The 14,265-nt window shown below is 69.6% G+C and carries 13 protein-coding genes; 8 read left to right on the forward strand and 5 right to left on the reverse strand.

From position 1 onward, the window contains the following. The first annotated feature begins 161 nt into the window (after positions 1 to 161). Together ASF08_RS22830 and ASF08_RS22835 are read left to right on the forward strand one after the other, a co-directional pair. Positions 162 to 908 carry a PIG-L deacetylase family protein gene (locus ASF08_RS22830; RefSeq protein WP_056149837.1) on the forward strand — a complete coding sequence of 249 codons (747 nt, stop codon included), beginning with the start codon at positions 162 to 164 and terminating at the stop codon, positions 906 to 908. Then, entirely contained in the window at positions 905 to 1,753 is an 849-nt protein-coding gene (locus ASF08_RS22835) for a glycosyltransferase family 2 protein (protein ID WP_056149842.1), read from the forward strand. Before ASF08_RS22830 ends, ASF08_RS22835 begins: the two co-directional genes overlap by 4 nt. Positions 1,754 to 1,962: 209 nt before the next feature. Here ASF08_RS22835 and ASF08_RS22840 read toward each other — a convergent pair whose 3' ends face one another. The 4 genes from ASF08_RS22840 to ASF08_RS22855 form a co-directional block, all read right to left on the reverse strand. Beyond that, positions 1,963 to 3,039: a glycosyl transferase gene (locus tag ASF08_RS22840; RefSeq protein ID WP_056149845.1), complete on the reverse strand. Its 1,077-nt coding sequence runs from the start codon at positions 3,037 to 3,039 to the stop codon at positions 1,963 to 1,965. Further along, positions 3,036 to 4,151: a glycosyltransferase gene (locus ASF08_RS22845; RefSeq protein ID WP_056149848.1), complete on the reverse strand. Its 1,116-nt coding sequence runs from the start codon at positions 4,149 to 4,151 to the stop codon at positions 3,036 to 3,038. The genes ASF08_RS22840 and ASF08_RS22845 overlap by 4 nt, the downstream gene beginning before the upstream one ends. Continuing rightward, positions 4,144 to 5,253 carry a glycosyltransferase family 4 protein gene (locus ASF08_RS22850; protein ID WP_018042271.1) on the reverse strand — a complete coding sequence of 370 codons (1,110 nt, stop codon included), beginning with the start codon at positions 5,251 to 5,253 and terminating at the stop codon, positions 4,144 to 4,146. Before ASF08_RS22850 ends, ASF08_RS22845 begins: the two co-directional genes overlap by 8 nt. Positions 5,254 to 5,463: 210 nt before the next feature. After that, positions 5,464 to 5,850 (reverse strand): tautomerase family protein, encoded by a 387-nt coding sequence (locus ASF08_RS22855; RefSeq protein WP_056150178.1) that lies wholly within the window; start codon positions 5,848 to 5,850, stop codon positions 5,464 to 5,466. Between the two features lie 114 nt (positions 5,851 to 5,964). On the opposite strand from ASF08_RS22855, the gene ASF08_RS22860 reads away from it, so the two are divergent. The 5 genes from ASF08_RS22860 (at position 5,965) to ASF08_RS22880 (ending at position 10,648) form a co-directional block, all read left to right on the forward strand. Beyond that, entirely contained in the window at positions 5,965 to 6,876 is a 912-nt protein-coding gene (locus ASF08_RS22860; protein ID WP_056149849.1) for a LysR substrate-binding domain-containing protein, read from the forward strand. Positions 6,877 to 7,088: 212 nt separating this feature from the next. Then, a complete protein-coding gene (locus tag ASF08_RS22865) occupies positions 7,089 to 7,388 on the forward strand; it encodes a hypothetical protein (protein ID WP_056149850.1) in 300 nt (99 codons plus the stop codon). 337 nt (positions 7,389 to 7,725) lie between these two features. Continuing rightward, a complete protein-coding gene (locus ASF08_RS22870; protein WP_056150182.1) occupies positions 7,726 to 9,195 on the forward strand; it encodes an HWE histidine kinase domain-containing protein in 1,470 nt (489 codons plus the stop codon). Positions 9,196 to 9,327: 132 nt separating this feature from the next. Next, positions 9,328 to 9,933 (forward strand): sulfite oxidase-like oxidoreductase, encoded by a 606-nt coding sequence (locus tag ASF08_RS22875; protein WP_056149852.1) that lies wholly within the window; start codon positions 9,328 to 9,330, stop codon positions 9,931 to 9,933. Further along, positions 9,926 to 10,648, forward strand: coding sequence for an FAD-binding oxidoreductase (locus ASF08_RS22880; protein WP_056149854.1), 723 nt, complete (start codon positions 9,926 to 9,928; stop codon positions 10,646 to 10,648). Before ASF08_RS22875 ends, ASF08_RS22880 begins: the two co-directional genes overlap by 8 nt. A 348-nt stretch (positions 10,649 to 10,996) precedes the next feature. Here ASF08_RS22880 and ASF08_RS22885 read toward each other — a convergent pair whose 3' ends face one another. After that, positions 10,997 to 12,091, reverse strand: coding sequence for an NAD(P)/FAD-dependent oxidoreductase (locus tag ASF08_RS22885; protein ID WP_056149856.1), 1,095 nt, complete (start codon positions 12,089 to 12,091; stop codon positions 10,997 to 10,999). 298 nt (positions 12,092 to 12,389) lie between these two features. Between ASF08_RS22885 and ASF08_RS22890 the strand changes: the two genes are divergently transcribed. Then, entirely contained in the window at positions 12,390 to 14,105 is a 1,716-nt protein-coding gene (locus ASF08_RS22890) for a DEAD/DEAH box helicase (protein ID WP_056149859.1), read from the forward strand. Positions 14,106 to 14,265: the final 160 nt, after the last annotated feature.

Raw genomic sequence — 14,265 nt, forward strand, 5'->3', positions numbered from 1 at the left:
GAGGGTCGCCCAACCACTCCCACCTCCAACTCCTCCCCACAAGGGGGAGGAGGGCGGGGCGGTGCAGCCCGCGACACGTGTGAATGCCGTAGGGTCAGGAAACGGGTTCGGACAATCATGGCGATGGCGCTGCCATCCTTTCTCAGGGACTCCTCGCTTCCATGCATGCCGACGCCTTTCTCACCGCCGCCGAGAATCTCCCCGTGGCGGATCTCGATGCCCTCACCGATGGTGGCGGGCTCGTCGTCGTCGCCCCGCACCCGGATGACGAGAGCCTCGGATGCGGGGGCCTGATCGCCGAGGCCTGCGCACGCGGGCGCAACGTGCGGCTCGTCATCGTCAGCGACGGCTGCGGCTCGCACACCCATTCCGCCCTCTATCCGCCGCTTCGCCTGCGGGCGCTGCGCGAGGAGGAGACGCTGGAAGCGGTGGCGGCGCTCGGCCTCGCCCCCGCCAACGTCACGTTCCTGCGCCTGCCCGATGCGGGGGTGCCGAGCAGCGGCCCCGAGGCCCAGGCGGCGGCGGATGTGGTGGCGTCCGTGGCCAAAGAGAGCGGGGCCGGCGCGGTCTGCGTGACCTGGGCGCACGATCCCCATTGCGATCATCAGGCGGCGGCCGCCATCGTCCGGCTCGCCCAGGCGAAGCTCGGCGCGACGAAGGCCTTCGCCTATCCGGTCTGGGGCTGGACCCTGCCGCAGGGCACGGAGGTCGGCGCGCCTCCGTCGGGCTACCGCCTCGATGTCGGCAAGCATGTGGAGGCGAAGGCGCGGGCCGTGGCGGCGCATCGCTCGCAGACCACCGACCTCATTTCCGACGACCCGACGGGGTTCCGCCTCGCGCCGGAGATGATCGCGCGCTTCCTCGGCCCCTACGAGATCTTCGTCTCCATGCCGGCGGACGCCGCATGAGCACGACCGTCATCACGCTGAACAAGGGCCGCGACGCGCATCTGGCGCGCCTGCTCGAAGGGCTCGGCCGGGGTACGCATCCGGCCGAATGCATCGTGGTGGAGATGGGGGCTAACCCCGCCCCCCTCCCCGATCACGGCTTTCCCATCCGCCGCATCGACCTGCCGAGCACGGGCCTGCCGCTGGCCCGTGCCCGCAACGCCGGGCGCCGCGCGGCCTGCGGCGATCACCTGATCTTCCTCGATGTGGATTGCATTCCCTCGGGCGATCTCGTCGCGAGCCTCGACGGGGATCTTGGGCGAGCCGATGGGCTGATCTGCTGCGAGGTGAGCTACCTGCCGGCGCGGGCCGTCGACGATGGCTGGACCGAGGCGGGGTTGCGCGCCGTGGGGCATACCCATCCGGTGCGCAGCTTCCCGGCAGCGGGCCTCGCCCGCACCGACAATCCCGGCCTGTTCTGGTCCCTCGCCTTCGGTGTCCGGGCCACGACCTTCGACCGGATCGGCGGGTTCGACGAGGCCTTCGACGGCTACGGCGCCGAGGATACCGACCTCGCCTTCCGGGCCGATGCGGCCGGCATCCCGATCCTGTTCAGCGCGGGCGGCCACGCCTTCCACCAGTATCACGGGGCTTTCGACCCGCCGCTCCAGCATTTTTCCGACATCATCGCCAACGCCACCCGCTTCCACGCCCGCCACGGGCTCTGGCCCATGGACGGCTGGCTCGATGCCTTCGCGCGGTTGGGATTGCTGCCGCCGACCTGGCGCGAGGCGCCGACGATCCTGCGCATGCCGACAGCGGACGAGATGGAAGCCGCGCGGGTACCACTGGACCGGCCTTTTTAGATATTGGTGCAGAACCGCTGGCGACTTTGCTTTCAGACGTCGAGGGCTGGTTCATCCCACCACTCCACCTCATCCTGAGGTGCCGGCGCGCAGCGAAGGCCTCGAAGGAGCCCTCCAGTGGTCGATGCGATCCCTGGAAGCCTCCTTCGAGGCCGCTCCGCGGCACCTCAGGATGAGGTAAAGGCTTGGAACAGCGCCTCAAACAGGCGCTAGACCCGAGGCGCGCGTCGGCGCTCGATGCCCGCGATGACCTCTTCGATGATCGCGACCGTGCGACCGATGGCGTCGGCCTGGACCAACCCGCCGATCACCGCCGGATCGAGGGCGAGGCCCGCTTGAACCAAAGCCGGCCATTCCGCGGCGTCCGGCCATGCGGTGCGGACGATGGCCGCGCCGAGCTTCGCCAGGGATTCCGCTTTCGCCGTCTGCTCGTCGAAGGCGCGGGGTTCCGGCAGGCAGAGGAAGCGCTTGGCCCGTGTCGCCACCGCCGCGACGACGCCGTCGCCGCCGCCACCGACCACGAGGGCGGCACGGTCGAGATAGGGGCCGGTCTCGGCGACCCAGCCGTGGAGATGCAGGTTCGGCGGGGCGTCGGTCGCGAGAGGCTCCACCGGACCGAGCACGTGCCACTGCCGGTCGGGCACGGCGCGGGCCGCCGCCGCGAGGTCGGAGGCCGAGCCGCCGGTCCCGCCCCGCCCGTAGATCACCACGATGGAGCCGTCATCGGGCGCGCTTGCCTTGGGGGCATCCGCCAGGAAGCCGGCATAGAGGGTCTTCGCCCGCACCCAATCGGGCGTTCCGGCCGTTTCGATCTCGGGGGGGTTGAAGGCCAGCAGGCGCTCGGCCGAGCGGAACCCTTCGAGATGCGGAATATCGGTGCGGTTTCCGGCCAGGCGCACCACCAGGGTCGGCACCGACAGGAGCCGCGCGAGGAGCGTCACCTCCACCGACACGTCGACGATGAGCAGGGCCGGATCGTGCTCGGCCATCCAGGCGGCTAGCCTCCCCATCCGGGCGCGGATGCGGTCGATCCCCACGGGGACATAGTGGAAGCAGTCCGGCCGGATCGCCTCGCCGTCCTGGCCGTCGAATCCGGTGAGCCGGTCGTCGGGCAGGTCGAGGATCGCGCCGTTGGCGGTCGAGGTGTCGATGTCGGCCAGGGTGCCGATGAGGGTCACGGGCCGGTCCAGGCGGGCGGCGATGAGATTCGCCCGCTGCCAGTGACCGGCGCCCTGATGATGGACGTAGTAGCCGACGGGACGCCGGTGCGCCGCCGCCTCGCTCACGCGACGCGCGCCCTGGGCCTGTCGATCAGCCGGGCGAGCAGGGCATCGAGCCCCGCGATGGCCTCGTCGAGGGGCACGTGCGCCGGCTCGGGCGCGATCTCGCCGACCCGTTCGCCCACGCGCTCGGCGAAGGCGATGGCGTTGACGCAAGAGCCCGGATCGATGGCGGCGATGTCCTCGGCCGAGATTCCGAGCGCCCGCAGCCCGGCTTCCGGGCCGCCCTTGGCGCTCCAGGCGAGGCGGAACGCGCGCTGGCGCTCGATCACCGCGAGCCAATGGCCCGCCGGCGGCAGGAGGTAATCCTCCTCGCCCGCGACGACGCGGGCGCGGCGGGCCATCTCGGTGGCCATCCCGCCGGTGACGCGGCCGGTGCCGCGATCGGAGACGGAGATCGAGACACGGGGGCAATGGCGCACGCGGCCGCCCGCGAGGCGGACCTTGGCGACCAGCGCGTTGTCCTCGCCGCAGGGAATCGCGGGCAGTCCGCCGACCTCGCGGTAGAGCGCGGCGCGCAGCGCCAGGCTCGCCGCCACATGGTCGCCGTGGCGGGGCGCCGGATCGTGGGCGGGGGGATCGATGGCCTCTTCGAGGGCGCGCACCGCGACCCAGTATTGCTCGATCCGGCGATGCAGCGCGTGGATCTCCGGGTCCCGGTTCTCGCTCTCCTCCGTCTCGATGACGAGGCGGCCGCCCACGAGTTCGGCATGCTCCAGGGCCGCCAGATTGGCGCGGGCCCAGCCGGGCGCGGCGACGGCATCCGCATCGGTGCTGAGGAGGACGGCATCCTGCACACCATCGGCGTCCAGCCAGTCGGCCCCGGCGTCGAGCGCCATCCGGCGGGCCGTGCCCACATGGGCCACCTCGCGCGGCACCACGGCCTCGATCACCCGGAGGTCGAGATGGCGCGTCTCGCCGTTGCGCTCCATCTCGCGGATCAGCGACACGGTTTCGTCGGTGCAATTGTTGGCCAGGATCACGACGCGCAGCAGCGCGCCGTCTCCCGAACCGATCTGCCGGTCGAGGGAGCGCACGAGGCGCGGCATCACCTCGGCTTCGTTGCGGGCGGGGACGCAGACGACGGCCCGGCCGAGGGAAAGCGGGCTGTTACGCATTGTCGAGCAGGGGTGCGCGAGCGCCGGCCGGGACCGGACGGACGGAGACGGGGGTCGACCAGCGGCGGATTTCGGCATGGTACATCGCCTCGTAGCGGTCGGTCATGGTGTCGGCGTCGAAGAGGTGCTCGGCCCGGCGGCGGCAATCGTGCCGGTCGAGGCGGATGGCGCGGGACAACGCCCGCCCGAGATCCACCGGATCGTCGGCCTGGGCCAGAACGCCCGACGTCTCGTCGAGAATGTCGGGGATGGCGCCGCGGGCGAAGGCCGCCACCGGCGTGCCGCAGGCCAGGAACTCGGCCAGGACGAGGCCGAACGGCTCCTCCCATCGCGGCGTGCATAGGGCCACATGGGCCTCGCCGACGCGGCGGGCGAGTTCGGCATGGCCGAGATGGCCGAGATAGGTGATGTCCGGGCCGAGGCGGGGGGCGATCTCGGCGTCCCAATAGGCGCGGTTGCTCTGCGGACCGGCGAATTTCAGGGGGATGCCGGCGACGCGGGCGGCGTCGATGGCCAGATGCGGCCCCTTCTCGGGCACGAGGCGTCCCATCCAGATCGCATGGGGCTCGCCCTTGGGGACGGGCGAATAGGCGAAGGCGTCGAGATCGATGCCGTTGCCGATCACCAGCGGCTCGTCGAGGAAGGGCAGCCACTCGCGCGCCAGCGATTCCGAGACGGCGGCGAAGGTCATGTCGTCCGCCCGCGCCTTCACGCCGCGCACGAAGGGCTCGAAGGGCGGCGTATGCAACGCCGTCACCATCGGCGCGCCGAGATCGCGGGCGCGCAGCAACGGCAAGTAATGCAGGCTGTTGTTGTGGATGATGTCGAAGTCGCCGCGCGCCACATCCGCCACCATCGCCTCGTAGGCGGCGAGTTCGGCGCGGTCGATCCGCAGTCCGGACTCGTCGTCGACGGCACTGCCCGTGGGCGGGCAGACCGCCTTGAGGCAGCCACGCGCGTCCGACCCTTCGGACGCGTAGAGCGTCACGCTGTGGCCGCGGGCACGCAGAGTGCTCGCGAGCAGATGCGTATGCATCTCGAGCCCTCCGGAGAAGGGCTGGGCGATGGGGTATTTCAGGTGAGCGAGGAGGGCGATCTTCACGGGGCTGCAGACATCACTTCTCGAGTGTCCTACGCCGCGAGTGACGCGGCCGACGGACACTGGAGTGCCACCACGGTCTCGTTCGACGCGACAGTGAGGCCGACGTAGACCTCTACCGTGTCCATTTAGGGCGCCGCAGGTGAACGCCGACAGAACGATCTCGTCGATATCGCGATTGTCCGAACCCGTACCGTTCCGGCAGGCGCGCTTTCAGCGCGCGAGCCGCCGGTGCTCCTGCGTCAGGCCGTCGTAGCCCCAGGCATCGGCCGCGATCTCCTGGACCACCACATAGGTGGCGAGCGGCAAGGCCTCACCGAGCACCCGATGCAGCAGGGCGTTGGCCTCGGCGATGAAGCGGGCCTTCTCCTCGGCGTCGTTGGTGCCGGCGGTGATGGCCGCCTGGACATGCGCCGCGACTTCGACCGGCCGCCCTCCCACCTGCCAGCCGGACGCGGGCACCTCCTCGACGAGCACGGCCGTGAGATCCGGGTTCTTTCCCAGAATGTCGGCCATGAGCGCCGTCACTCCGCTCTGCAGGCGGCCGACCCGATCCGCCCCGATGCCCGACCCTGCGATTGTCACGTTCACGAACGGCATGACGCTCTTCTCCTCGCTCCATCGCGAAGGATCCGCGATTGACGAGTTGAGCATGCCGCGACAGGATCGTTAGGAAAATCTCGTAATTCCGAACCGATCGTTTGGCAAAACTCAATGTCTCTGCCGGTCAACCTCGACATGGACGTGTTGCGGTCCTTCGTGACCGGGATCGAGCTCGGCAGCTTCGCCAGGGCGGCGTCACGGCTCGGCCGCTCGCCGTCGGCGATCAGCCTGCAATTGCGCAAGCTGGAGGATCAGGTCGGCCAGCAACTCGTGCAGAAGCACGGGCGCGGGCTCGTCCTCACCGAAGCGGGTGAGATGCTGCTGGGCTATGCCCGCAGGCTGCTCGACCTGAACGATGCCGCGCTCAGTGCGGTCGGTTCCCCGGCTTTGTCCGGCCGGGTCCGGATCGGCCTGCCGCAGGATTTCGCCGAGACCTGGCTTCCGGAGACCCTCGGGCGCTTCGCGCGCCTGCATCCCGGCGTCAGGATCGACGCGCATGTGGACCGGAACGCGACCCTGCGTTCGCGCCTGGACGAGGGCCAGCTCGACCTCGCGCTCCTCTGGGACGAGGACGGGCGCGAGCGGGACGGCGCCGTCATCGGAACCCTGCCGATGGCCTGGATCGGACCGCGTCGCGGCGTCACGCCGGGCACCGACCGCCCAATCCCCCTGGTCCTGTTCGGATCGCCCTGCATTTTCAGGCACGCCGCCCTGAACGCCCTCGACGCGGCGGCGATCCCCTGGCGGATCTCGTTCAGCAGTCCGGGTCTCGCGGGCCTGTGGGCCGCCGTCTCGGCGGGTCTCGGCCTGACCGTCCGCACACCCCACGGCCTGCCCGCCGCGCTCACGGCGCTCGACCCGGAGGAGTCCGGCCTGCCCCGGCTGCCGTCTCTCTCCCTTCGCCTGCTCGAGGCTCGGACGAGGTCCGACCCGGCCGTGGAGCGTCTCGCCGCGCTCCTCACGGATGTTCTCACCGTCGCCATCGGCGAAATGGATCATGCGACCAATGTCGCACCGCATTGACAATCCCGGTAATAGATCTTCCGCGCCGACGATCTTGTGCAGCGCAAAACGAAGAGCGCAAACAACGGCGCACCGCACCACCTGACCGATAAGCTTGTCCTTTCCCGCCTATGGAAATTTGTCTTTCCATGACCGGGACGATTCAGAAAAACAGGGGAACGAATGAAGCCCCGCTCCCGTTGTGAGGGCAGAACTACTTCCTGGAGGAATAGATGCGACAGATTTCCAAGCTCGTCGGCGCCGGCGCCATCGTGATGCTCAGCTCGGCAATGGCCATCGCCGCCCCCTGCGCGACCGGCTCCACGGCGGACGGGAAAGCGGCCATGAACGACAAGAGCTCGAAGGTCGATCCTGCCGCCACCGGCAACGTGAGCCCCGGCGCGAAGGCCGAGTCGCCCGGCACCGTCGGCGCCATGAACAATGTCGGCGCCAACACGGCGACCTCGGCGTCCGACGTCGCCAAGCAGCAGGACGGCAAGCCTACTGCCGCGGACGCCGCCAAGGGCTGCTGAACCCTACTTTCCGATCGTCAAGGACGCCCGCCCGGTTCGACCGTGGCGGGCGTTCCGCGTTTGAAGGGTCGGAGAATCGTCGACCGTGGCGATCCCGAAGCGGTTCGACACACCACGACCAAGACCTCGACGAATGTATGCAAACATACATTAGACGGGGCGAAACCAATGTTTCGCGAAGTCATCTCGCTCGCGCCGACCGATAAGTCGAGATGAAGCCTTGCCTGTTCTTTGCTCGGGCGTACAACGAATCCTGTCCGAATCGCTTTCTGGCGAACGGGTCCGGTTGTATGTCGAGGCGACGCGTGAGGCATTCGATCATCCTGGACGTCGCGCGGTGATCCGAGTTTCCGAACAGGATCGGATCGCCTTGGAAATCGCCCGTACCGTCGACGGGCCCGATCCCTTCGCCGCGGCCTTGCGCGCGACGCGGATGCCGATGGTCATCGCCGACCCCAACCAGCCCGACATGCCGGTCGTGTTCGTGAATACCGCGTTCGAGCGGGCCACGGGTTTCTCGCGCGAAGAGGTCCTCGGCCGCAACTGCCGGTTCCTGCAAGGCCCCCTGACGGACCCGGCGGATGTCGCCCGCATTCGCGAAGCCATCGCCAAAGGCGTCCCGATCGAGATCGACCTTCTCAACCATCGCAAGAACGGCGACGTCTTCTGGAACCGGCTTCTCATCGCGCCGGTCTTCGATTCGAACCGCCGGGTCGCCTACTTCTTCGCCTCACAGCTCGACGTGACGCTGGAGCGGGACCGCCTCGTCCGGCTGCAGGAGGACCGCGATGCCCTGGAGACCGAGGTCGAGCGCCGGAGACAGGAGCTTCGCCGCAGCGAGACCAACCTGCGTTTCGCGCTCAGTGCCGGCCGGCTCGGTTCCTGGACCCTCGATCTCGTCGACATGACGCTGGAGACGTCGGATCATTTCCGGATGAATTTCGGGCGGGATGCCGACGAGCCGCTCAGCTACGACGAGTTGCTCGCCACGATCCATTCCGGCGACCGCGAACGAATGCTGGCAGAGGTGCGCCGCTGCATCGAGCGGAACGTCGATTACGACATCGAGTATCGGGTGATCGCGCCGTCCGGCGACCTGCGCTGGGTCCATATCCGCGGCCAGACCTTCTACCGCGCCGATGGAACGCCCCTCAGCATGGCCGGCATCTCCCTCGACATCACCGAGCGCAAGCATGCGGAGGAGTATCGCAGCCTGCTCGCGGGCGAGTTGACCCATCGGGTCAAGAACACCCTGACGCTCATCCAGTCGATCATCCGGCAGACCCTGCGCACCGCGCCCTCCCTCGAAGAGGCCGGCCAAACCCTCGAAGCGCGGGTGGTGTCCCTGGCCGCGGCGAACGACGTCCTGACCGAGGAGGCCTGGGACAGCGCCTCCATCGCCGATATCGCGGACCGCGCGCTCACCCCGTTCCAGAGCGAGGGGCGGGAGCGCGTCGACCTCCACGGCGGCGAGATCAGGCTGCCGCCGCGCGGCGCCCTGGCCTTGGCGATGGCGCTGCACGAACTCGCCACCAACGCGGTGAAATACGGCGCCCTGTCGAACGATACCGGGCGGGTCCGGCTGTGCTGGAGCCTCCTAGACGGCACCGCGCCGCACGACTTCCGCGTCACCTGGCAGGAATTGGGTGGGCCGCCGGTGGCGGTTCCGACGCGGACGGGGTTCGGCTCGCGGCTGATCGAGCGCGCCTTGGCCCAGGAAATCGACGGCACCGCGACCATTTCGTACCGGCCGGAAGGGATCCTGTTCGTCGCCGAGGGCATCCTGCCGGGACGTCTGCAGGACTGAGCAGGTTCCTATCGCGGAACCGGCGGCCACGTCTGCCAAACCTGCTTAGGGTGATCGTCCCGGCGCGGCTTGACCCGCTCGGGCCGAAGCTCGAAGACGGACGGGGACGCAAGCGCGCGGACGGAGACGGGCATGGCGACACGCGGTTTCACGGGACGACGGCCGCCGGAAGCGACGGGCGAGCGGCTTCCTCCGGGCCAGTATCTCGAACAGGACTTTCCGGTCCTGCAGATCGGTCCGAATCCGCGCATCGACATGGAGAGCTGGAGCTTCACCCTGCGCGAAGGCTCGCGGCCCCTGAAGAGCTGGAACTGGGCGGAATTCTCCGCCCTCCCCCGGACCTCCTGGCGCGGCGACATCCATTGCGTGACGAAATGGTCCAAGTTCGACACGGGCTGGGAAGGCGTCAGCATCGACGACATCCTCGCCGCCGCCGGGATCTCGGCCCCCACCGAGTTCCTGCTCGCGGAAGGCTATGACGACTACACCACCAACGTGCCGGTGGCCGATCTCGCCGGCCCCAAGGCGATGGTGGCGACCCATTACGAGGGCAAGCCGATCGAGCCCGATCACGGCGGCCCGGCCCGACTCCTCGTGCCGCACCTGTATTTCTGGAAGAGCGCCAAATGGGTGAAGGGCCTGCGCTTCACCAGGAAGGACGAGGGCGGTTTCTGGGAATTGCGCGGCTACCACATGTACGGCGATCCCTGGCGCGAGCAGCGCTTCACCGGTGATTGATCCGGCGGCACGGCCCCTCCCCTGGCAGACCGCCACGCTCCTTGCCATCGAACCGGTGACGCGGCGGGTGAAGAGCTACCGGTTCCGGATCGATTTCGACCGGCCGATGCTGGCCGGGCAGCATGTGGACGTGCGCCTGACGGCTCCCGACGGCTACCAGGCCCAGCGCAGCTACTCCATCGCCTCGGCGCCGGGCACGGACGGCACGATCGAACTGATGATCGAGGGTCTGCCCGATGGCGAGGTTTCGGGCTTCTTCGATTCCGTGGCCGAGATCGGCGACACGATCGAGCTGCGCGGCCCCATCGGCGGCTCGTTCGTCTGGCGCCCGGAGGATGGCGGCCCCCTCCTCCTCGTGGGCGGCGGCTCCGGCGTGGTGCCGCTGCTGGCGATGCTGCGCCATCGCGCGGCGGCCGCACCCGAGGTACCCGCCCTGCTGCTGTACTCCGTGCGCGATGCGGCCGAGACGATCGCCGCGGAGGAACTGGCCCTTCGCGCACGCGACGAGCCGCATTTCGACCTGATGCTGAACCTGACGCGGGCCGGTGGCCGCCGCGTCGACGGGGCGATGATCGGCGACGCCCTGGACCGGCTCGGTGCTCCGCGCCACGTCTATATCTGCGGCGGAAACGCCTTCGTCGGAAACGCGGCGGACCTGCTGGTCGATGCCGGGCTCGAACCGGGCCGTATCAGGACCGAACGTTTCGGCGGCTGATCCGAAGGGGCGGGCGAACGCAGGCGGGCCGGGCGCGCCCTACGCCCAATGGCGGGCCCACAATGCCACGCCCCCGCCGACGGCGAGGGCCAGGAGCGGGGTCACCACAAAGGCGACGAATTGGATCTCGGTCATGACGTCAGGCCCGACACTGAATGTCCGAAAGATCGCGACGCCCAGCAGGAGTGTCAACGGGCCGACGCCCCGCCCTCAAGCCTACGATTGTCACCCATCGCGCGGGATGCGCAGTTCCCTCTCCTGAAAGGAGAGGGAGCGCGTTGCGACTTATGCCAAACCCTCTCGGATCGAGGGAACAGCCGCCGAGCGGATTGATGAATCCCGTGGCCCTCAGGCCTCCACCCCGACCAGCCGGTCCGCCACCTCCTCGGCCAAAGACAGGCTCGAGGTCAGCCCCGGGCTCTCGATGCCGAACAGGTGGACGAGGTGCGGCAGGCCGTGCTCGGCCGGTCCGTCGACGACGAAATCCGCCGCCGGCTCGCCCCGTCCGGTGAGTTTGGGGCGGATGCCGGCGTAATCCGGCGTCAGCGCATCTTCGGGCAGCCCCGGCCAGTAGCGCCGGATGGCGTGGGTAAAGGCCTCGGCGCGGCCTGGATCGACGACGTAATCCGGCACCTCCACCCATTCCACGTCCGGCCCAAACCGCATCCGACCGGCCAGATCGAGGGTGAGATGGATGCCGAGGCCCCCTTCCATCGGGGCGGGATAGATAAGCCGCGAGAAGGCCGGGCGGCCGAGGCAGCCGAAATAGCTGCCCTTGGCGAGGACCTGCCTCGGGATCCGCGCGGGCGGATAAGGCTCGACCGCCCGCGCCACCGCTTGCGCGCCGAGGCCGGCGGCGTTGACGACGGCATCGAAGGACAGTTCATCACCGCAGACCTCGACCCGCCAGCCCCCGTCATCGCGCCGGATCGCCCCGACCGGGCTGTGAAAGGCGATGGCCCCGCCCGCATCCTCGATGTCGCCCTGCAGGGCCAGCATCACGGCATGGCTGTCGACGATGCCGGTCTCGGGCGAATGCAAGGCCGCGATGCAGGCGAGGTTCGGCTCCAGCGCACGGGCCTCCCGACCCTCCAGAACAACGAGGCCCTCGACGCTGTTGGCCCGGCCGCGCTCGGCGATTCCCTCCAGGGCGGCCCGCTCGTTCTCGGAGGTGGCGACGATGAGCTTTCCCGGCCGCGCATGGGGCACGCCGTGGCTCCGACAGAACTCGTAGAGCATCCGCCGGCCCCGCGTGCAGTGCCGCGCGCGAGAGGAGCCGGCGGGGTAGTACATCCCGCCATGGATCACCTCCGAACTGCGCGAGGACACGCCGGTCCCGATCGCGCCCTCGGATTCGGCGACGACGACCGAATGCCCGCGCCGGCCGAGGACCCGCGCCACCGCGAGGCCGACGATTCCAGCGCCGATGACGAGCACGTCCATCTACGGTTCCTGCATCCACGGTTCCTGCCCGGGGGCCGACGACCGGGAAGAGGATAGCCGAACAGGACGGAGAACGGCCAGACGACGGGAGGACCGGCGGGCACGCACTTTCGGATATACGCAAACCACGCTTGGAAGCATTGCAGCATGGGGCGTGGCGTCGGGGCGGTATTGCCGCTAGAAGCGACCTCTCCGTAACCGAACGAGGCCGGACCCACGACCGGATGAAGCGACGTCGCCACTCAGGGTGACTCGAATCCGCAGGGTTTGCCTTGTCTGCCTGCAAGGCCTCTGCCCCGTGCCCTTTCCTACCCTGCCGGCCCCGCTCGTCCGAGCGCTCGAGGCCCGCAACTACGAAGACCCGACCCCCGTCCAGAGTGCCGTGATCGAGGCGGCGGCCCAGGGCCGCGACCTTCTCGTCTCGGCCCAGACCGGCTCCGGCAAGACCGTGGCCTATGGCCTCGCCTTCGCCGAGACGCTTCTGGGCGATGCCGAACGGCTGGAGCCGGCCGGTCCGCCCCTGGCCCTGGTCATCGCCCCGACGCGCGAACTCGCGCTTCAGGTCCAGCGCGAGCTCGAATGGCTCTATGCCGAGACCGGCGCCCGCGTGATCGCCTGCGTCGGCGGCATGGACCCGCGCCGCGAGAGCCGGGCTCTCGCCGAGGGCGCCCATATCGTCGTCGGCACGCCGGGCCGCCTGCGCGACCATCTGGAGCGGCGCAACCTCGCCACCCAGAACCTGCGCGTCGCCGTCCTCGACGAGGCCGACGAGATGCTCGATCTCGGCTTCCGGGACGACCTCGAATTCATCCTCTCGGTGACCCCGAAGGAGCGGCGCACGCTGCTCTTCTCCGCGACCCTGCCGAAGGCGATCGCGAGTCTGGCCGAGCGCTACCAGAACGACGCCCTGCGCATCGCCGTGAAGGGCCAGGAGCGCGGCCATACCGACATCACCTACCGCGCCGTGCGGGTGGTGCCGCGCGAGATCGAGCATGTGGTGGTCAACACCCTGCGCTACACCGATGCGCCCACCGCCATCGTCTTCTGCAACACCCGCAACGCCGTGCGGCACCTCCAGGCGGTGCTCACCGAGCGCGGCTTCTCGGCGGTGGCCCTGTCGGGCGAACTCGGCCAGGGCGAGCGCAACGCCGCGCTCCAGGCCCTCCGCGACGGCCGCGCCAAGGTCTGCGTCGCCACCGACGTCGCGGCCCGCGGCATCGACCTGCCGACCGTGAGCCTCGTCATCCATGCCGACCTGCCGCACGACGCCGAGGTGCTGCAGCACCGCTCCGGCCGGACCGGGCGCGCGGGCCGCAAGGGCACCAGCGTCCTGCTGATCCCGGCCTCCAAGCGCCGCCGCGCCGAGCAGATGTTCGCCATCGCCAAGGTCAATGCCGAATGGGCCGCCCCGCCCACGGCCGACGAGATCCGTCGCCTCGACGGCGAGCGCATGTGGCAGGACCCGCTCTTCACCGAGACACCGGCCGAGGAAGACCTCGCCATGGGCGAGGCGCTGCTCGCCCAGCGCACGCCGCAGGAACTCGCCGCCGCCCTCGCCAAGATCTACCGCGCCCGCCTGCCCGAGCCCGAGGACGTCACCGATCCGGGTGCCGGCCCCGAGCGCAAGGAGCGCAAGGTCTACGACCCGGCCGATTCGGCGCGGATCGATGCGGAAGGCCCCTCGGTCTGGTTCCGGCTCAATCTCGGCCGGCGCGACAACGCCGATCCGCGCCGCCTCCTGCCGATGCTGACCCGTCGCGGCAATATCGGCCGCCAGGAGATCGGCGCCATCCGCATCTTCGACCGGGAGACCAAGTTCGAGATCCGGGGTGGCGCCGCCTCGCGCTTCGCCGCCACCTTCGCCAAGAACGGCTCGCCGGAAATCCAGGTCGAGGCGCTGCTCGGCGGCGAGCCCGACCGCGAGGCCGAGGGCCCGAAGGGCTTCAAGAGCCCCCGCGCCGCCCGCCACGAGCGCGAAGCCGGCAAGAAGCCGCCGCAGCGCCGTCCGCGCTGAACGCTTCTTCTCTCCCTCGTCCCGTGTGCGGCTACGGCATTCCCGCATGTCGCGGGATGCGCTGTCCTCCCCTCCTCCCCCTTGTGGGGAAGAGTTGGAGGTGGGGGTGGTTGGGTGACCCTCGACCGGCAGAGGCTAGCGGCGCCACCCCCACTCCTGA

Origin of the sequence: Methylobacterium sp. Leaf85, from assembly GCF_001422125.1 — a bacterium.
Lineage (GTDB): Bacteria > Pseudomonadota > Alphaproteobacteria > Rhizobiales > Beijerinckiaceae > Methylobacterium > Methylobacterium bullatum.